The sequence below is a fragment of the Streptomyces sp. NPDC090127 genome, assembly GCF_044746945.1.
In the GTDB taxonomy this organism is placed as follows: domain Bacteria; phylum Actinomycetota; class Actinomycetes; order Streptomycetales; family Streptomycetaceae; genus Streptomyces.
Map to the genome: position 1 here is coordinate 165,478 of NZ_JBIVDE010000001.1, position 17,824 is coordinate 183,301.

Annotated in this window: 20 protein-coding genes and 5 tRNA genes; 6 read left to right on the forward strand and 19 right to left on the reverse strand. The window is 70.7% G+C overall.

All coding sequences use genetic code 11. The features are described 5' to 3' along the window. Positions 1-37: 37 nt before the first annotated feature. Positions 38-1,618: a DAK2 domain-containing protein gene (locus ACIPPS_RS00695; protein ID WP_401425164.1), complete on the reverse strand. Its 1,581-nt coding sequence runs from the start codon at positions 1,616-1,618 to the stop codon at positions 38-40. Positions 1,619-1,856: 238 nt separating this feature from the next. Between ACIPPS_RS00695 and rpmB the strand changes: the two genes are divergently transcribed. Further along, on the forward strand, positions 1,857-2,042 hold the full coding sequence (rpmB, locus tag ACIPPS_RS00700; protein ID WP_003957616.1) for a 50S ribosomal protein L28: 186 nt from the start codon (positions 1,857-1,859) through the stop codon (positions 2,040-2,042). A gap of 215 nt (positions 2,043-2,257) precedes the next feature. Here the strand turns inward: rpmB and thiD are convergent, their stop codons facing one another. After that, the gene (gene thiD, locus ACIPPS_RS00705) at positions 2,258-3,040 is read right to left on the reverse strand and encodes a bifunctional hydroxymethylpyrimidine kinase/phosphomethylpyrimidine kinase (RefSeq protein WP_401427137.1); all 783 of its coding nucleotides are present in this window, start codon (positions 3,038-3,040) and stop codon (positions 2,258-2,260) included. A gap of 59 nt (positions 3,041-3,099) precedes the next feature. Beyond that, positions 3,100-4,062 carry a thiamine-phosphate kinase gene (locus tag ACIPPS_RS00710; protein ID WP_401425167.1) on the reverse strand — a complete coding sequence of 321 codons (963 nt, stop codon included), beginning with the start codon at positions 4,060-4,062 and terminating at the stop codon, positions 3,100-3,102. A 185-nt stretch (positions 4,063-4,247) separates the two neighbouring features. On the opposite strand from ACIPPS_RS00710, the gene ACIPPS_RS00715 reads away from it, so the two are divergent. Together ACIPPS_RS00715 and ACIPPS_RS00720 are read left to right on the forward strand one after the other, a co-directional pair. Next, positions 4,248-4,481 (forward strand): Lrp/AsnC family transcriptional regulator, encoded by a 234-nt coding sequence (locus ACIPPS_RS00715; protein ID WP_017947604.1) that lies wholly within the window; start codon positions 4,248-4,250, stop codon positions 4,479-4,481. Positions 4,482-4,504: 23 nt separating this feature from the next. Further along, positions 4,505-4,999, forward strand: coding sequence for a DUF3515 domain-containing protein (locus ACIPPS_RS00720; protein ID WP_401427139.1), 495 nt, complete (start codon positions 4,505-4,507; stop codon positions 4,997-4,999). 86 nt (positions 5,000-5,085) lie between these two features. Here the strand turns inward: ACIPPS_RS00720 and ACIPPS_RS00725 are convergent, their stop codons facing one another. The 3 genes from ACIPPS_RS00725 to ACIPPS_RS00735 all read right to left on the reverse strand — a co-directional run bounded on the left by ACIPPS_RS00725 (position 5,086) and on the right by ACIPPS_RS00735 (position 8,068). Beyond that, complete coding sequence (locus ACIPPS_RS00725) at positions 5,086-6,225, reverse strand: D-alanine--D-alanine ligase family protein (RefSeq protein WP_401425169.1); 1,140 nt, start codon at positions 6,223-6,225, stop codon at positions 5,086-5,088. Between the two features lie 92 nt (positions 6,226-6,317). After that, on the reverse strand, positions 6,318-7,319 hold the full coding sequence (locus tag ACIPPS_RS00730; RefSeq protein WP_401425172.1) for an NAD(P)H-dependent glycerol-3-phosphate dehydrogenase: 1,002 nt from the start codon (positions 7,317-7,319) through the stop codon (positions 6,318-6,320). Next, positions 7,316-8,068 (reverse strand): lysophospholipid acyltransferase family protein, encoded by a 753-nt coding sequence (locus tag ACIPPS_RS00735; protein ID WP_401425174.1) that lies wholly within the window; start codon positions 8,066-8,068, stop codon positions 7,316-7,318. Before ACIPPS_RS00735 ends, ACIPPS_RS00730 begins: the two co-directional genes overlap by 4 nt. Before the next feature lie 163 nt (positions 8,069-8,231). Here ACIPPS_RS00735 and cofC point away from each other — a divergent pair, with 163 nt between their 5' ends. Then, positions 8,232-8,894: a 2-phospho-L-lactate guanylyltransferase gene (gene cofC / locus ACIPPS_RS00740; protein WP_401425176.1), complete on the forward strand. Its 663-nt coding sequence runs from the start codon at positions 8,232-8,234 to the stop codon at positions 8,892-8,894. 10 nt (positions 8,895-8,904) lie between these two features. After that, on the forward strand, positions 8,905-9,114 hold the full coding sequence (locus tag ACIPPS_RS00745) for a hypothetical protein (RefSeq protein ID WP_401425178.1): 210 nt from the start codon (positions 8,905-8,907) through the stop codon (positions 9,112-9,114). A gap of 162 nt (positions 9,115-9,276) precedes the next feature. On the opposite strand, the gene ACIPPS_RS00750 is transcribed toward ACIPPS_RS00745, so the two are convergent. The 4 genes from ACIPPS_RS00750 to leuC all read right to left on the reverse strand — a co-directional run bounded on the left by ACIPPS_RS00750 (position 9,277) and on the right by leuC (position 12,442). Then, positions 9,277-9,942, reverse strand: a complete 666-nt coding sequence (locus ACIPPS_RS00750; protein ID WP_401425180.1) for an HU family DNA-binding protein — start codon at positions 9,940-9,942, stop codon at positions 9,277-9,279. 143 nt (positions 9,943-10,085) lie between these two features. Then, positions 10,086-10,313 (reverse strand): hypothetical protein, encoded by a 228-nt coding sequence (locus tag ACIPPS_RS00755; protein WP_031013922.1) that lies wholly within the window; start codon positions 10,311-10,313, stop codon positions 10,086-10,088. A 104-nt stretch (positions 10,314-10,417) separates the two neighbouring features. Then, positions 10,418-11,011: a 3-isopropylmalate dehydratase small subunit gene (gene leuD / locus ACIPPS_RS00760; RefSeq protein WP_401425182.1), complete on the reverse strand. Its 594-nt coding sequence runs from the start codon at positions 11,009-11,011 to the stop codon at positions 10,418-10,420. A gap of 6 nt (positions 11,012-11,017) precedes the next feature. Then, positions 11,018-12,442, reverse strand: coding sequence for a 3-isopropylmalate dehydratase large subunit (leuC, locus tag ACIPPS_RS00765; RefSeq protein ID WP_401425184.1), 1,425 nt, complete (start codon positions 12,440-12,442; stop codon positions 11,018-11,020). A 140-nt stretch (positions 12,443-12,582) separates the two neighbouring features. Between leuC and ndgR the strand changes: the two genes are divergently transcribed. Beyond that, positions 12,583-13,299 (forward strand): IclR family transcriptional regulator NdgR, encoded by a 717-nt coding sequence (gene ndgR / locus ACIPPS_RS00770; RefSeq protein WP_366834024.1) that lies wholly within the window; start codon positions 12,583-12,585, stop codon positions 13,297-13,299. 134 nt (positions 13,300-13,433) lie between these two features. Here ndgR and ACIPPS_RS00775 read toward each other — a convergent pair. The 9 genes from ACIPPS_RS00775 to ACIPPS_RS00815 all read right to left on the reverse strand — a co-directional run bounded on the left by ACIPPS_RS00775 (position 13,434) and on the right by ACIPPS_RS00815 (position 17,425). Beyond that, positions 13,434-13,506 (reverse strand) — tRNA-Glu (locus ACIPPS_RS00775). 43 nt (positions 13,507-13,549) lie between these two features. Beyond that, positions 13,550-13,621 (reverse strand) — tRNA-Gln (locus tag ACIPPS_RS00780). Positions 13,622-13,651: 30 nt separating this feature from the next. Continuing rightward, positions 13,652-13,724 (reverse strand) — tRNA-Glu (locus ACIPPS_RS00785). 61 nt (positions 13,725-13,785) lie between these two features. Next, positions 13,786-13,858: transfer RNA gene (locus ACIPPS_RS00790), tRNA-Glu, on the reverse strand. A gap of 43 nt (positions 13,859-13,901) precedes the next feature. Beyond that, a tRNA-Gln gene (locus ACIPPS_RS00795) sits at positions 13,902-13,973 on the reverse strand. A 94-nt stretch (positions 13,974-14,067) separates the two neighbouring features. Beyond that, the gene (locus tag ACIPPS_RS00800) at positions 14,068-14,790 is read right to left on the reverse strand and encodes an HAD family hydrolase (RefSeq protein WP_401425186.1); all 723 of its coding nucleotides are present in this window, start codon (positions 14,788-14,790) and stop codon (positions 14,068-14,070) included. 116 nt (positions 14,791-14,906) lie between these two features. Next, positions 14,907-16,379 carry a glutamate--tRNA ligase gene (gene gltX / locus ACIPPS_RS00805; RefSeq protein WP_401425188.1) on the reverse strand — a complete coding sequence of 491 codons (1,473 nt, stop codon included), beginning with the start codon at positions 16,377-16,379 and terminating at the stop codon, positions 14,907-14,909. Continuing rightward, positions 16,372-17,157, reverse strand: coding sequence for a fumarylacetoacetate hydrolase family protein (locus ACIPPS_RS00810; RefSeq protein ID WP_401425191.1), 786 nt, complete (start codon positions 17,155-17,157; stop codon positions 16,372-16,374). Before ACIPPS_RS00810 ends, gltX begins: the two co-directional genes overlap by 8 nt. A gap of 79 nt (positions 17,158-17,236) precedes the next feature. Then, positions 17,237-17,425 (reverse strand): hypothetical protein, encoded by a 189-nt coding sequence (locus ACIPPS_RS00815; RefSeq protein WP_401425193.1) that lies wholly within the window; start codon positions 17,423-17,425, stop codon positions 17,237-17,239. Between the last annotated feature and the right edge of the window lie 399 nt (positions 17,426-17,824).

Sequence of the window (17,824 nt, forward strand, 5' to 3'; positions counted from 1 at the left end):
GGGCGACGTCCCCCACGCCCCGGTGGGTCGTCCGGGTCTACTCGACGCCGATCAGCAGCGCCGGCGCGCCCCTGCCCGCGCTGTAGGTCGTCGTGTCCACCGCCAGGTACGTGTCGCGGACGTGCCGTTCCAGGGCGGGCGCGAGGGTCGGCGGGGTGGCGTCCGAGACGATCAGGGTGACCAGTTCGCCGCCGGCCGAGAGCATCCGGTCCAGGACCGTGCGGGCCGTCGTCGTCAGGTCCTGGCCGATCACCGCGACGTCGCCCTCGATCAGGCCGAGGATGTCGCCGGCCTGGCAGACACCGGCCGAGGTGAAGGACTGGTGTTCGGCGACGGCCAGTTCGGCGTACCGGGTCGACCCCGCCGCCGCCGTCATCGCCACGACGTCCTCGTCGAAGCGCCGGTCCGGCTCGTGGACCGCCAGCGCCGCGATGCCCTGGACGGCCGCGCGGGTCGGGATCAGGGCGACCCGGACGCCCTCCGCGCGGGCCTGCTCGGCGGCGGCGCCCGCGGTGTGCCGCAGGTCGGTGTCGTTCGGCAGCAGGACGACCTCGCACGCGTGGGCCCGCCGGATCGCGTCCACGAGCTCCCCGCTGGCCGGCGGCTCCCCCGGCCTGGCCAGCACGGTCGTCGCGCCGGCCTCCGCGCAGAGGCCCGCGAGCCCCTCCCCCGGGACGACCGCCACGACCGCCCGCCGCAGCCGTTCCCGTACCTCCGGGGCACCGGCGAAGTGCGTGATGCGGATCCGGTGCGGACGGCCCGCCTCCACGCCGGCCTCGATCGCGGCGCCCGCGTCGTCGACGTGCACGTGCACGTTCCACAGCCCGTCGCCGCCCACGACGACCAGGGAGTCGCCGAGGGCGTCCAGCCGGGCGCGCAGCCGCTCCACGGCGGCGTCCTCCGCCTCCAGGAGGTAGATCACCTCGAAGGCCGGGCCGCCCTCGGGGGCGCAGTCCTCGGACGAGACCAGGGGGACGGAGACGGCGGCCGGCCGCACCTGCGCCTCCCCGGACACGGCTTCCACCAGCGCTCCGAGGACGGCCACCAGACCCCGTCCGCCCGCGTCCACGACGCCGGCGCGCTCCAGGACGGCCAGTTGTCCGGGGGTCGCCTCCAGGGCCGTCCTGGCCCCCTCGTACGCCCCCCTGGCCACCGCCACCAGGTTCCCGCCGCCCTCGCAGGCGCCGGCCGCCGCGCTCGCGACGGTCAGGATCGTTCCCTCCACCGGGTGCGCCACCGCCTCGCGCGCCGCGCGGGCGGCCGCTGCGAGCGCGCGGGCCAGGTGATCCCCGTCACGGCCGTCGGCGAGCACGGACGCCATGCCGCGCAGCAGCTGCGAGAGGATCGTCCCGGAGTTGCCCCGGGCCCCGATCAGGGCGCCGTGGGCCATGGCGCGCACGGCGTCCGCCGCGTCCGGGTCGTCCGCCGCGAAGACCGCCTCGACGGCCTGGGCGGCGGACTCGACCGTCAGGTAGAGGTTGGTGCCGGTGTCCCCGTCGGCGATCGGATAGACGTTGATCGCGTCGATCTCCTCGCGCTCCCGGCCGAGCGTCTCCAGCGCCCGTACGCACCAGGCTCGGACCGCTGCGGCGTCGAGGATCTGCGGGGCTTCCGGCAACGGGTGGTCCTCCTGCTAGCGGCGTCTGCGGTGGGCTCACCGCAGGGTAGACCCGGTCGTGACCTGGGGCGGGGGCGGGGGCCGCGGTGACCGTGGTAGTTTCGTTCTACGGGAGCAGCCGTTGTATGCTGCTTCGGTTGCCCGGCGAGAGTCGGGCCATTCCCCCGGCAAGCCACTTCAGAACTCTGATTCCGGTGCGCCGGATTTCACTGTAAATCTGAAGTCTTTGGAGTGACCCGTGGCTGCCAACTGCGACGTCTGCGGCAAGGGGCCGGGCTTCGGCAACAACATTTCGCACTCGCACCGCCGTACGTCTCGTCGCTGGAACCCGAACATCCAGCGTGTGCGTGCCGTGGTCGGTCGGACGCCGAAGCGGCTCAACGTCTGCACCTCGTGCATCAAGGCCGGCAAGGTCTCGCGCTAAGTGATGCTCCCCGCGTCAGCGGGGAAGATCCCGCCGACGCTTCGTCGTAGCGCAGCCCCTGCGGTTGCCTTGAAGGGCCGGTTCACCTCGGTGAACCGGCCCTTCGCCGTACCCGGACGCGGAAGGCCACAGGGCCTGACCCGAAGGACCGGCCCCTCACAAGCGCCTGCACCGAGGACCGGCCCCTCAAGGACCGGCCCCCGAAGCACCGGCTCCTAGCCGCGCAGCCGCCAGCCGTGGTCGACCGGGCCGATCCCCGCGCCGAGCGCGAAGCCGGCCGCGATCGCCCCCGTCACGTACTCCTTCGCCTCCCGCACCGCCTCCGGCACGGCCAGCCCCTTCGCGAGGCCCGAGGCCACCGCCGAGGCGAGCGTGCAGCCGGTGCCGTGCGTGTGCCGGTTGTCGAGGCGCGGCGCGCGCAGCCACAGCTCCTCGGTGCCGTCGGTCAGCAGATCGACCGCCTCGCCCTCGAGGTGCCCGCCCTTGATGAGGGCCCAGCGCGGCCCGTACGACAGGATCGCCGCCGCCGCCTCCCGCAGATCCGCCTCCGAGCCGACCCGTACGCCCGTGAGCTGCGCCACCTCGTCCAGGTTGGGTGTGGCCACCGTGGCGACCGGCAGCAGCTTCGTCCGTACGGAGTCGAGCGCCGAGGCCGCCAGCAGCGGGTCGCCGTGCTTGGAGACCCCGACCGGGTCCACGACGACGGGCGCCCCGGTCCCCGCGAGGAGTTCGGCGACCGTCTCCACCAGCGGGGCGGACGCGAGCATGCCGGTCTTCACCGCCTGCACGCCGATGTCGTCGACGACGGCGCGGTACTGGGCGCGTACCGCCTCCTCGGGCAGTTCCCAGGCGCCCCGTACGCCCAGCGAGTTCTGCGCGGTGACGGCGGTGATCACGCTCATGCCGTGGACGCCGAGGGCGAGCATCGTCTTCAGGTCGGCCTGGATCCCGGCGCCGCCGCCGGAGTCGGACCCGGCGACGGTCAGCACCAGGGGCAGCGGCGCGAACGGGGGCGCGGGCGGAGACGGGGGCGCGGGCGGGGGCGTCGGTCGCGGGCTCACTCGTGGCCGCCGAAGTGGTCCCAGCCGCCCTTGGTGTGCCAGGGCGCCCCGTCCACGGTCACCTGCGGCAGCGCGGAGGGGTTGAGGACCTCGCCGATGACCTTCCAGCGGGCCGGGAGCTTCACGTCGGGCGAGAAGGTGGCGACGATGGCGTGGTCCTCGCCCCCGGTCAGCACCCACTGCAGCGGGTCCACGCCCACGGCCTGGCCGATGTCGTGCATCTGCGTCGGGATGTCGATGAGCCCCGAGCGCAGGTCGATCCGGACCTTGCTGGCCTCCGCGATGTGCCCGAGGTCGGCGATGAGTCCGTCGCTGACGTCGCACATGGCGGTGGCGCCGAGCCCCGCCGCCGCGGGGCCCGCGTGGTACGGCGGCTCGGGCCGCCGGTGCGCCTCGACGAAGGCGCGCGGGGAACGGAAGCCGCGGGAGAGCACCGCGTAGCCGGCGGCGGACCAGCCGAGCCAGCCGGTGTACGCGACGACGTCGCCGGGCTGCGCCCCGCCCCGGGTCACCGGGTCGTGGTTGCGCAGGTCGCCGAGGGCGGTGATGGCGACGGTGATGGTGTCGCCGCGCACGACGTCACCGCCGACGACGGCCGCGCCCGCGACCTGGCACTCGTCCCGCAGGCCGTCCATCAGCTCGGTCGGCCAGGTGACCGGGAGTTCCGCCGGGACGACCAGGCCGAGCAGGAGCGCGGTGGGGACGGCGCCCATCGCGGCGATGTCGGCCAGGTTCTGCGCGGCCGCCTTGCGGCCGACGTCGTACGCCGTCGACCAGTCGCGGCGGAAGTGACGTCCTTCGAGGAGGATGTCCGTACTGGCCACCACGCGCCGGTCGGGCGCGGAGACGACCGCGGCGTCGTCGCCGGGTCCGATCCGTACCGCCGGGGTGGAGGTGAGCCGGGAGGTGAGCTCCCTGATGAGCCCGAACTCCCCCAGCTCTCCTACTGTGCCCTTCACCGCGTCTCACCTCGTGTTGTCGTGCGGTAACGTCGATCAGACCGTCGAGTGACCGTCAACTGTTGTCCTGACTACGCCACACTGTGGGCGCCTCGGGGCGCGCAGGTCTCCCCGCGGCCCGCGGCGACGCGGTACCGTGGCGTCCCTTTCTCCCACAAGATCCTCGTGGCCGCCCTGGAGGTTCCGTGGTACAGGCGTACATCCTCATCCAGACCGAGGTGGGCAAGGCGTCGACCGTCGCCGACACCATCTCCAAGATCCCGGGAGTGATCCAGGCGGAAGACGTGACGGGCCCGTACGACGTCATCGTCCGCGCCCAGGCAGACACGGTCGACGAACTGGGCCGCATGGTGGTCGCCAAGGTCCAGCAAGTGGACGGCATCACGCGGACCCTCACCTGCCCGGTCGTGCATCTGTAGCCCCCGTCTACCCTTGGCCGGTGATGTCTTCCCACCGGCCCTTCGGCCTGCCCGCCGCCGTCGCATCCGCCCTGGTGCTGCTGGCCGTCGCGGGCTGTTCCTCCACGGACGCCGAGGCCTCGGTCCCGGTTCCCAGCCCACCGGCCGGGGAAGCGGCCCTCTGCCAGGCCTTGGCGAAGGAGCTTCCCGACACGGTGGCGGGGCTGGAGCGCAGCGATCCTGAGCCGGACTCCGAGCTGACCGCCGCGTGGGGGGATGCCGCGATCGTACTGCGCTGCGGAGTCCCCCGGCCCGAAAAGATGAGCGATCCGCAGTCGCAGGGCGTCGCGGTGGGCGGTGTGCGCTGGATGCTGGAGCGGCCGGAGGGCGGCGGACCCCGGTTCACCTCGGTGTACCGCGAGACGTACGTCGAGGTGAGCCTGGCGGAGCGGTACGTCCATGACGCCGGCCCGCTCGCGGATCTCGCCGCCCCCGTGCTGAAGGCCGTTCCCTGCGCGCTCGACCCCGAGTGCGCGTAGGTCGTGTCCGGAAAGTATGGCCGTCCGCCCGCAGGGCGGGGCCAGACGTTCCGGACACGGCCTAGGGCTCGTCTCTGGCGCAGGACCTAGCGCAGGCCCGTGGAGCGGTTCAGCGCGGCCTGGATCAGCCGGTCGACCAGCTCGGGGTAGCTGACGCCGCTCTCCTGCCACATGCGCGGGTACATGGAGATCGGGGTGAAGCCCGGCATCGTGTTGATCTCGTTGATCACGAAGTCGCCGTCCTCGGTGAGGAAGAAGTCGGCGCGGACCAGACCCTCGCAGGAGACGGCCTCGTACGCGGCGACCGCGAGGCGCTGGACCTCGGCGGTGGCCTCGTCGCCGATCGGCGCGGGGACGATCCCGGATGCCGAGTCGATGTACTTGGCCTCGAAGTCGTAGAAGTCGTGGTCGGTGACGGGCGGGATCTCGGCCGGCACGCTGGCCCGCGGGCCGTCCTCGAACTCCAGGACGCCGCACTCGATCTCGCGGCCGCGCAGGAGCGACTCCACGAGGATCTTGGGGTCGTGGCGCCGCGCCTCCTCGATGGCCTCGTCCAGGCCGGAGAGGTCGTCGACCTTGGTGATGCCCATCGACGAGCCGCCGCGGGCGGGCTTCACGAAGAGCGGCCAGCCGTGGTCGGCGGCGAACTCGACGATCTTCTTGCGGGCGGCCGCGGGGTTCTGCTCCCACTCGCGCGGCCGGATGACCTCGTACGGGCCGACGGGCAGCCCGAAGGAGGTGAAGACCCGCTTCATGTACTCCTTGTCCTGGCCGACGGCGGAGGCGAGGACGCCCGCGCCGACGTAGGGGACGCCGGAGAGCTCCAGCAGGCCCTGGAGGGTGCCGTCCTCGCCGTACGGGCCGTGCAGCATCGGGAAGACGACGTCGACCTCGCCGAGGGCCTTGGGCACGGAGCCCGGCTCGGCGTACACGACCTCGCGGTTGGCCGGGTCGACGGAGAGGACGACGCCGCCCTGCTCGGACTCGGTGAGGTCGGCGACGGTCGGCAGGGAACGCTCGGCGATCGCCATCCGCTCCGGGGCGTCGGCGGTCAGCGCCCAGCGCCCGTCGGTGGTGATGCCGATGGGCAGCACGTCGTACTTGGTCCGGTCGATGGCGCTGAGGACGGCGCCGGCCGTGACGACGGAGATGGCGTGCTCGGAGCTGCGTCCGCCGAAGACGACGGCCACGCGCGGCTTGCGGGTGCTCTGGGTGTTCTCGCTCATAACGCGTTGAGCGTACCTTGCGTGTTCGACGCGGTTGAGAGCCCCGGCCGCCGCGCGCGCGTCCGGCGTAGTGCGCGCCCCGGCGGGGTCCGTCAGCGGCGCTCGGGCTTGGCGCTGCGCGACATCAGTTCCTTGAGGGCGACGATCGGCGGCTTGCCTTCGTGGACGATCGAGACGACCGTCTCGGTGATCGGCATGTCGACGCCGTGGCGGCGGGCCAGATCGAGCACGGACTCGCAGGACTTGACGCCCTCGGCGGTCTGCTTGGTGGCCGCGATGGTCTCCTCAAGGGTCATTCCGCGGCCCAGGTTGGTGCCGAAGGTGTTGTTCCGGGAGAGCGGCGAGGAGCAGGTGGCGACCAGGTCGCCGAGGCCCGCGAGACCGGCGAAGGTGAGCGGGTCGGCGCCCATGGCGAGGCCGAGCCGGGTCGTCTCGGCGAGGCCGCGGGTGATGAGGGTGGCCTTGGAGTTGTCGCCGAGCCCCATGCCGTTGGCGATGCCGACGGCGAGCCCGATGACGTTCTTCACCGCGCCGCCGAGTTCGCAGCCGACGACGTCGGTGCTGGTGTACGGGCGGAAGTACGGGGTCATGCAGGCGGCCTGGAGCCGCTGGGCGACCGATTCGTCGGCGCAGGCGACGACGGCGCCGGCGGGCTGCCGGCCGGCGATCTCCTTGGCCAGGTTGGGGCCGGTCAGGACGGCGACGCGCTCGGCGGGCACGTCGGCGACCTCGATGATGACCTCGCTCATCCGCTCGGCGGTGCCGAGTTCGACCCCCTTCATCAGGGAGACGAGGACGGTGTCGGGGGCGAGCTTGGGGGCCCACTCGGCGAGGTTGGCGCGCAGGGTCTGCGAGGGCACCACGAGGACGGTGAAGTCGGCGTCGCGGGCGGCCTCGGCGGGGTCGGTGGTGGCCCGCACGTTCGCGGGGAGTTCGACGCCCGGGAGGTAGTCGGGGTTGGTACGGGTGGTGTTGACGGCCTCGACGAGTTCGGCGCGGCGGCCCCAGAGGGTCACCTCGCACCCCGCGTCGGCGAGCACCATGCCGAAGGCGGTGCCCCATGATCCGGTTCCGAATACGGCTGCCTTGGTCACTTCATGCCCTCCCCGGCGGCCTTGCGCCGCTGTTCCAGCCGGGCCTTGCGGTGGTCGTACGGTTCGGCCGGCGCCTGCTCGCCGCGGACGTCCTCCAGGAGCGCGGTGATCGAGGCCATGATGACCTCCGTCGCCTCGCGCAGCACCTCGGGCGTGGGCTCCTGGTCGTAGAAACGTGCCAGGTCGACGGGCGGGCCGGCCTGCACGATCAGTGTCTTGCGGGGGAACAGGCTGAGCTTGTTCTCCTTGGCGTACGGCGGCATCGCGAGGTTGGCGCCCCACTGGGCGACCGGGATGACCGGGGCCCGGGTGAGCAGCGCGACGCGGGCGGCGCCGGTCTTGCCGGCCATCGGCCACATGTCGGGGTCGCGGGTGAGGGTTCCCTCGGGGTAGAAGGCGACGCACTCGCCGCGCTCGATGGCGTCGACGGCGGCCCGGAAGGCGTCCAGGGCGTTGGTCGTCTCGCGGTAGACGGGGATCTGTCCGGTGCCGCGCAGCATGGTGCCGACGAACGATCCCTTGAAGAGGCCGGCCTTGGCGAGAAAACGCGGGACCCGTCCGGTGTTGTACTGGTAATGCGCGTAGGACAGCGGGTCCAGATACGAGTTGTGATTGACGGCGGTGATGAATCCGCCGTCGGCCGGAATGTGTTCCGTTCCGCGCCAGTCCCGCTTGAACAGAACCACCAGGGGGGGTTTGGCGATGACCGCCGCCAGGCGGTACCAGAAGCCGATTCTGCGGCGGGACACTCGTGCACCTTCCTCTGGGACTGGCGTGCAGGGGGTCAAGTGTCGCCCCGTGCTCCTGGTCTGTCGAGGACACGGTACGCCCCCGGCCCGGCGGCGCCGTCGGGCACCGGACCTTTCGTTCCGCGGGACGCGGGGGCCTGCCGTCGGGTCACAATGGGCCGCGATGAACATCGATCCGGACGACGGCTGGTCCCTGATCGTCCCCCTGAAGCCCCTTGCGCGGGCGAAGAGCAGGCTCGCCGCGGTCGCCGGGGCGCTCCTGCGCCCGCGCCTCGCGCTGGCGTTCGCGCAGGACACGGTGGCCGCGGCGCTGGAATGCGGGCGGGTGCGCGATGTGGTGGTCGTCACGGACGATCCGGCGGCCGCGGCGGCGCTGGCCGCGCTGGGGGCGCGGATCGTTCCCGACTCCCCCGGCGCGGGGCTCAACGCGGCGCTGACGCACGGGGCGCGGACGGTACGGGAGGCCCGGCCGCACGCGCGCGTGGCGGCGCTCAACGCGGATCTGCCGGCGCTGCGCCCGCACGATCTCGCCCGGGTCCTGGAAGCGGCCGGACAATTCCCGCGCGCATTTCTCGCGGACGCCGCCGAAATAGGTACGACATTCCTCTCGGCGGGGCCGGGGGCGCAATTGACGCCCGCTTTCGGGGGCGCTTCGCGGCACCGGCATTTGTCGTCGGGCGCGGTGGAAATACGGTTGGCCGGGGTGGATTCCGTACGCCGGGACGTGGACACCGGTGAGGATCTGGCGGCGGCGCTCGCCCTGGGGGTGGGGCCGTGGACGGCCGCCCACTGGGACGGCACGGCCGGTGATCGCGCGGCCGGATAGGCTGCGGCCCATGCAGGCGACCGCGTACACGTACGACCCCGAGACCCGCAGCGGCAGTGTGCTGCTCGACGACGGCACCCCGGTGGAGTTCGGGGCCGAGGCCTTCGACGCCGGGGGGCTGCGGCTGCTGCGTCCGGGGCAGCGGGTGCGGATCGAGACGGCGCCCGGCGCCGGGGACGCGGGATTCACGATCACGCTGGTGACGCTGCAGACTCTCTGAACGAGCCGATTCGTCGGCCAACGGGCCGATGTGTTCGGGCCAACGGGCCGATTCGTACGGGCCGACTGGGCCGAACAGGGTGCGGACGCGCCGCGGGCCGGCCTCCCCGAGGGGAGCCCGGCCCGGCGTGTGAGTGGCCCTTGGCCCTTGTGCCGCTTACTCCTACTTCTTCGCGGCGGCCTTCTTGGCGGTGGTCTTGCGCGCCGTCGTCTTCTTGGCGGGCGCCTTCTTCGCCGTGGCCTTCTTCGCCGGCGCGGTCTTCTTGGCGACGGTCTTCTTGGCCGTGGTCGTCGTCTTCTTGGCCGGGGACACCTTCTTGGCCGTCGCCGAGGTCTTCTTGGCCGCGGCGGTGGTCTTCTTGACCGTGGCCTTCTTCGCGGCCGTGGTCTTCTTGACCGCGGTCTTCTTCGCGGGAGCGGTCTTCTTGGCCGCCGCCTTCTTGGCGGTGGTGGCCTTCTTGGCCGCGGCCTTCTTGACGGTCGCGGAAGCGCCGCCCGTGAGGCTGCCCTTGGGCGCCTTCTTGACGGAGACCTCGCCGCCCTTGGGGAGCTTCTTCGAGCCGCTGACCAGGTCCTTGAAGCCCTGACCGGCGCGGAAGCGCGGCACCGAGGTCTTCTTGACCCGGACGCGCTCACCCGTCTGCGGGTTGCGGGCGTACCGGGCGGGGCGGTCGACCTTCTCGAACGAGCCGAAGCCGGTGACCGAAACTCGGTCCCCGCCGACCACGGCACGCACGATCGCGTCCAGGACCGCGTCGACGGCGTCCGCGGCCTGCTGACGGCCGCCGACCTTGTCGGCAATCGCTTCTACGAGCTGCGCCTTGTTCACGTCTTCCCCTTCGGAGACATTGCCAGAACGAAAGTGTTCAAGCTTTTTCGCACGTTAGGCATGTATATACCGCAAATCAAACACGAAACGGGCTAATCACCCTAGTGCCGCAACGCAGAAGTGCCGTTGCGGAGTTCCTGGTGTCAGTCGTCTTCAGGGAATCGGCCCTCGTCGAGGTCCTTCATCAACCGGTCCAGACGCGTTGCCGCGTCCGCTAGATCGTGCTTCGCCGCTGCCGTGACGACCAGCAGCTTCCGGGACAGCGCCATCCTTACGCCCTCCGGGACTTGCAGTGCGCGCACCCTTGTGTGCGCTTCCTTCAATCGGGCGGCGACTGCCTCGTAGAGCTCGAGTTGGCTGTCGCGTTCCATGCACCGATTGTGCCATCTAGGGCGAGTTGTCGCCCGACGGGGTCTCAACAAGCGACTGCGCCCCCCACCGGAAGGTGGGGGGCGCAGTCGTGGAAAAGCGCTGCTCAGACCGTAATTGTACGGGGTTTGTGGGCCGGCCTGGCCGCCTCGTAGGCCGCGATGTCGGCTTCGTTCTGAAGGGTGAGGCTGATGTCGTCCAGCCCGTTCAGGAGCCGCCAGCGGGCGTTCTCGTCGAGCTCGAAGTCGGCGTCGATCCCGGCGGCGAGTACCTTGCGCTGCTCCAAGTCAACAGTGATTTCGGCCGTCGGGTCGGCCTCCGTCAGCTCCCAGAGCGCGTCGACGACCTTCTGGTCGATGACGACGGTCAGCAGACCGTTCTTCAGCGAGTTGCCGCGGAAGATGTCAGCGAAGCGGGAGGAAATGACGGTCTTGAAACCGAAGTTCTGGAGCGCCCAGACGGCGTGCTCGCGGGAGGAGCCCGTACCGAAGTCGGGACCGGCCACCAGGACCGAGGCTCCCTGCCGCTCGGGGCGGTTGAGCACGAACTCGGAGTCCTTGCGCCAGGCCTCGAAGAGCCCGTCCTCGAAGCCGTCGCGGGTGACCTTCTTCAGCCAGTGCGCGGGGATGATCTGGTCGGTGTCGACGTTGCTGCGGCGCAGCGGGACGGCCCGGCCGGTGTGCGTGGTGAAAGCTTCCATGGTTCCTCAGACCCCCGCGGGCGTAGCGACGTCGGACAGATCGGCCGGGGAGGCCAGATGGCCCAGTACGGCGGTGGCGGCGGCGACCTGGGGAGAGACCAGGTGGGTCCGGCCACCCTTGCCCTGCCGGCCCTCGAAGTTGCGGTTGGAGGTGGACGCGGAGCGCTCACCGGGCGCCAGTTGGTCGGGGTTCATGCCCAGGCACATCGAGCAGCCCGCGTGCCGCCATTCGGCGCCGGACTCCTTGAAGACCTTGTCCAGGCCCTCCTCGACGGCCTGCAGGGCGACCCGGACCGAGCCGGGAACGACCAGCATCCGCACCCCGTCGGCGACCTTGCGGCCCTCCAGCAGGGCGGCGGCGTTGCGCAGGTCCTCGATGCGGCCGTTGGTGCAGGAACCTACGAAGACGGTGTCGACCTTGATGTCGCGCAACGGCTGCCCGGCGGTCAACCCCATGTACTCCAGGGCCTTTTCGGCGGCCAGGCGCTCCGAAGCGTCTTCGTACGAAGCCGGGTCGGGGACGCTCGCCGAAAGCGGCGCGCCCTGGCCGGGGTTGGTGCCCCAGGTGACGAACGGCGCCAGGGAGGCGGCGTCGATGACGACCTCGGCGTCGAAGACCGCGTCCTCGTCGGACTTCAGGGTCTTCCAGTACGCGACGGCGGCGTCCCAGTCCTCGCCCTCGGGGGCGTGGGCGCGGCCCTTCAGGTACGCGAAGGTGGTCTCGTCGGGGGCGATCATGCCCGCGCGGGCGCCGGCCTCGATCGACATGTTGCAGATGGTCATCCGGGCCTCCATCGAGAGCTTCTCGATGGCGGAGCCGCGGTACTCCAGGATGTAGCCCTGGCCGCCGCCGGTGCCGATCTTGGCGATGATCGCCAGGATCAGGTCCTTGGCGGTGACGTCCTCGGGCAGCTCGCCGTCGACCGTGATCGCCATGGTCCTGGGGCGGGCCAGCGGGAGGGTCTGGGTGGCCAGGACGTGCTCGACCTGGCTGGTGCCGATGCCGAACGCCAGCGCGCCGAACGCGCCGTGCGTGGAGGTGTGCGAGTCGCCGCAGACCACCGTGGTGCCGGGCTGGGTCAGGCCCAGCTGGGGTCCCACGACGTGGACGACGCCCTGCTCCACGTCGCCCAGCGGGTGCAGGCGGACGCCGAACTCGGCACAGTTCTTGCGCAGGGTCTCCAACTGCGCGCGGGAGACGGGGTCGGCGATGGGCTTGTCGATGTCGAGGGTCGGGGTGTTGTGGTCCTCGGTGGCGATGGTGAGGTCGAGGCGCCGCACCGGCCGGCCGTTCTGGCGCAGGCCGTCGAACGCCTGGGGGCTGGTCACCTCGTGCAGCAGGTGCAGATCGATGAAGAGGAGGTCGGGCTCGCCCTCGGCGCGCCGGACGACGTGGTCGTCCCAGACCTTCTCCGCGAGTGTCCTACCCATCGCTTTCCCTCCGGCCGGCGTGATCGCCGACACAACTAGAGACCCGTTTCGCGAGCCGTTGTGCGGCCGCCTCACCAGAGTGACAAGTTCCGGGCGAAATTGAACTTGCGTTTCACAGAGTGAGACGTGAATATCGTTTCATGGACAACTCTAGCGGCGTAGGCGTTCTCGACAAGGCAGCCCTTGTCCTGGGCGCTCTGGAGTCCGGTCCGGCCACCCTCGCAGGTCTGGTCGCGGCGACGGGACTCGCACGACCCACGGCACATCGACTCGCCGTGGCACTGGAACACCACCGGATGGTGGCGCGGGACATGCAGGGCCGGTTCATCCTCGGACCGCGCCTGGCGGAGCTCGCCGCCGCGGCCGGTGAGGACCGCCTGCTCGCCACGGCGGGCCCGGTACTGACGCATCTGCGCGATGTCACCGGCGAGAGCGCGCAGCTCTACCGGCGCCAGGGCGACATGCGCATCTGTGTCGCGGCCGCCGAGCGGCTGTCCGGACTTCGGGACACCGTCCCGGTCGGCTCGACGCTGACGATGAAGGCCGGCTCCTCGGCGCAGATCCTGATGGCCTGGGAGGAGCCCGAGCGGCTTCACCGCGGCCTCCAGGGGGCCCGCTTCACGGCGACGGCCCTCTCGGGCGTACGGCGCCGCGGGTGGGCCCAGTCGATCGGCGAGCGGGAGCCGGGCGTGGCGTCCGTCTCCGCGCCCGTGCGCGGCCCGTCGAACCGCGTGGTGGCCGCCGTGTCGGTCTCCGGGCCGATCGAGCGCCTGACGCGCCACCCGGGCCGTATGCACGCCCAGGCGGTCATCGACGCGGCCGCCCGCCTCTCCGAGGCGCTGCGACGCACCGGCTGATCGCCCTGCCCCTCTGTTCCCCTGTTCGTCCCGGCCCACCGCTTCAACGCCGCAGCGGTGGGCCGGAGTTGTGTCCGGACGGCCGCGAACAGCGAAGAAGCCCTCCCCCGAAGGGAAGGGCTTCTTCGATCGTGTACCCCCGACCGGATTCGAACCGGCGCTACCGCCTTGAGAGGGCGGCGTGCTAGGCCGCTACACAACGGGGGCCTTGCGGATGAGATCCGCGGTACGTGCAGATGAGCTCTGCGAGCTGGCCTACCAGGACTCGAACCTAGAATGACGGTACCAGAAACCGTAGTGTTGCCAATTACACCATAGGCCATTGTGGTCTAGACCAAGAGGTTCAGACCAGTACCCCCGACCGGATTCGAACCGGCGCTACCGCCTTGAGAGGGCGGCGTGCTAGGCCGCTACACAACGGGGGCCCTAGCGATCCTGCATCGGGTTCACCGGGTGCGACCCAGGTGATCCCGCGGGAAGGATCTGTACCCCCGACCGGATTCGAACCGGCGCTACTGCCGTGAGAGGGCAGCGTGCTAGGCCGCTACACAACGGGGGCTTTGCGGATGAGATCCGCGGTACGTGCAGATGAGCTCTGCGAGCTGGCCTACCAGGACTCGAACCTAGACTAACGGAACCAGAAACCGTCGTGCTGCCAATTACACCATAGGCCATCAAAACGCGATCCCCCGCGAAGGGGATCTTGTTCCGGTGGTGCTCCGGAGGGTTTCTGCCTTTCGGCTTGCTCCCCTCGGCGCAGGAAGAACATTACCCGAAGGTGTCCGGCGCTCCAAAACGGGTATCGCCGCGCAGCAGGGCGGGCAGCTGGTGGAGGTCGGTGATCCGGGTCAGCTCGGGCCGGCCGCCGGCGCCGAGCCGGTCCAGCCAGATACCCCGCAGGCCCGCCCCGTCGGCGCCGGTGGCGTCGATGTCCGGATGATCTCCGACGTACGCCACCTCGCCGGGGAGCAGGCCGAGGGCGTCGCAGGCGGCGTGGAACGCCTCGGCGGCGGGCTTGGCCACCCCGAGTTCGGCCGCGCAGACGACCACCTCGAAGCGGTCCCGTACGCCGAGCACACGCAGCTTGCGGTCCTGGTTGTGGATCGAGGAGTTCGACAGGACGGCGTGACGGTACTCACGCGCGAGCAGGTCCAGCACGGGGACGGTGTCGGGGAAGAGCTCCCAGGCCGCCTCGTAGTGCGCGACGTACCGCCCGAACCAGGCGTCGGCCTCGCCGGCCGCGAGACCCGGCGCCCCGAGGAACTCCCGGACCCGCTCGCGTCGCTGCTCCTGGAAGTCCACGCCACCGGCCTCGAACCGCCGCCAGTGGACGACGGTGAGCTCCTGCCACCGCCGCAGCGCCTCCTCGACGGTGCCGAACCCCTCCACGAGCCCCTCGGCGGTGAGATGGCCCCGCATGCCGGTCAGATCGGCGCGTGCGTAGTCGAACAGCGTGTCGTCGACGTCCCAGAGCACCGCGCGGATGGCCATGGGCCCACGGTACGCGGCCGCGGCCCGGACGAGCAGGGAATGCGGCAGTCCTGCGGAGTCGACGATGCCCGGCACCCCTGAGGGGGGCCGGGCATCGATCGCGTACAGCAGATCCGTTACGCCGCCAGCTTCGCCAGGGCCGCGTCGATGCGGGTCAGGGACTTCTCCTTGCCCAGGATCTCCAGGGACTCGAAGAGGGGCAGGCCGATCGTGCGGCCGGTGACCGCCACGCGGACCGGGGCCTGGGCCTTGCCGAGCTTCAGGCCGTGCTCCTCGCCGGCCGCCAGGACCGCGTTCTTGAGCGACTCGGGGTCGTTCCAGTCGGCCGTCTCCAGCTTGGCGCGGGCGGTGGTCAGCAGGGCCGCCGGCTCGCCCTTCATGGCCTTGTCCCACGAGGGCTGGTCGAAGACCGGCTCGGGCAGGAAGAGGAAGTCCACGTTGGCCGTGATGTCGGAGAGGACCGTGACGCGGGTCTGGGCGTACGGGGCGATCCGCTCCCAGGCCGACGCGTCGAAGTCCTCCGGGGCCCAGTTGGCGTGCGGGGCCTGGAGCCAGGGCTCGCAGGCCGCGGCGAAGGCCTTCACGTCCAGCATGCGGATGTGGTCGGCGTTGATCGACTCGGCCTTCTTCAGGTCGAAGCGCGCCGGGTTCGCGTTGACGTCCGCGATGTCGAACTTCTCCACCATCTGCTCGATGGTGAAGATGTCCTCGTCCGCCGAGAACGACCAGCCCAGGAGGGAGAGGTAGTTCAGGAGGCCCTCGCGCAGGAAGCCGCGCTCCCGGTAGAGGTTGAGGGAGGCCTGCGGGTCGCGCTTGGAGAGCTTCTTGTTGCCCTCGCCCATCACGTACGGCAGGTGGCCGAAGGAGGGGATCTCCTTGGCGACGCCCAGCTCGATCAGCGCCTTGTAGAGCGCGATCTGGCGCGGGGTGGAGGAGAGCAGGTCCTCGCCGCGCAGGACGTGGGTGATCTCCATCAGGGCGTCGTCGACCGGGTTGACCAGGGTGTACAGCGGGGCGCCGTTGGCGCGCACGATGCCGTAGTCCGGGACGTTGTCCGGCGTGAAGGTGAGCTCGCCGCGGACCAGGTCGGTGAAGGTGATCGGCTCGTCGGGCATCCGGAAGCGGACGATCGACTCGCGGCCCTCGGCGCGGTAGCGCTCGATGCGCTCGGCGCTCAGGTTGCGGCAGGTGCCGTCGTAGCCGGAGGGCTTGCCGGCCAGGCGGGCGGCGTCACGGCGGGCCTCCAGCTCCACGGCGGTGCAGAAGCAGTGGTACGCGTGGCCGGCGGCGAGCAGCTTCTCCGCGACGTCCCGATAGAGGTCCATCCGCTGCGACTGGCGGTACGGCTCGTGGGGGCCGCCGATCTCCGGGCCCTCGTCCCAGTCGAGACCGAGCCAGCGCATCGAGTCGAGCAGCTGCTGGTACGACTCCTCCGAGTCGCGCGCCGCGTCGGTGTCCTCGATACGGAAGACCATGGTGCCCTGGTTGTGCCGGGCGAAGGCCCAGTTGAACAGGGCGGTGCGGACCAGGCCCACGTGGGGGTTGCCGGTCGGGGAGGGACAGAAACGGACGCGGATCGCGTTAGCCACGCTTGATCACCTTGTTGGTGAGAGTGCCGATGCCTTCGATGGTGACGGCGACCTCGTCGCCGACGTTGAGGGGGCCGACCCCGGCCGGAGTGCCGGTGAGGATGACGTCGCCCGGGAGCAGCGTCATGGCCTCGGTGATGTGGACGACCAGGTCCTCGATGGAGCGGACCATGTCGCTCGTCCGACCGAGCTGGCGCTGTTCGCCGTTGACCGTCGCCTGGATGGTGAGGTCGCTCGCGTCGAGGTCGGTCTCGACCCAGGGGCCCAGCGGACAGCTGGTGTCGAAGCCCTTGGCCCGGGCCCACTGCTTCTCGCGCTGCTGCGCGTCGCGCGCGGTGACGTCGTTGGCGCAGGTGTAGCCGAAGATGACGTCCTTGACCCGCTCGCGCGGAACCTCGCGGCACATACGGCCGATGACCACGGCCAGTTCGGCCTCGTGGTGCAGTTCGTTCGAGAAGGAGGGGTACTCGATGGCGTCGCCGGGGCCGATCACGGACGTGGTCGGCTTGAAGAAGGCGACGGGGACGTCCGGGACCTCGTGGCCGAGTTCGGCGGCGTGCTCCGCGTAGTTGCGGCCGATGGCCACGACCTTGTTGGGGAGCACGGGCGGCAGGAGCCGTACCTTGCTGAGCGGGACCTTCGTGCCGCTGAGCTCGAAGTCGGTGTACGGGATGCCCTTGATGATGTCGAGGACCAGGCCGCCGGACTCGACGGTTCCCTCGCCCTCGACGGCGCCGAAGGCGACATTGCCGTCGATGGAGAATCTGGCGATGCGCACGAGTGCTGTCGCCCCTCACTTGGTACTGGCTGGAGTCTGACGCTCCAGGCTAACGCGGTGAGGGGCGGCCGCCGTCGTATTACTGTGCGGCGGGGACGGCCTCGGGGGCGGTCATGAGAACCGTGCGGCGCGGGTTGGCCGTCTGCGTCGGGAGATCGAGCGCGTGCTCCGGCTGCGCGCCGCGGCCGAGCAGCTCGGCGTCCTCGAGGTGGGCGAGGGTGGTGCGGCGGGGGTTGGCCGTGGAGCGGAGCAGCATCGTCGTCTTCATCGGTCGCCTTTACAGAGCGGTCGGTTTGTAAAGCGTCAGGCTAAACGTGTCATTCCCTTCGAATGCATGGGGGAGGCATCGGTTCGTGTGTGAGTTTGCTCACGACTGCGCCGACATTCCCGGCATTACGGACCGCCATGGGGGGTCACGGAAACGGACAATGCACCACTGAATGCTGCATTCCGCTCCTGATCATCGCGACTGGGACACCCCGACCACGTGACTCTTTGGAGGTAATACGTCCGATTCCTCCATGATCATCTTCTACATGGGGTGACATGCTGTGCACGGGTTGTCATGCCGTTCGCGCCCCGACACGCGGCCCTTGTTGGAGATCCGGCACTGTGCTGGAATTCCACGCACCGCCGCGGTTTGGAGCCGGCGCGCAGGGGGCGCAAC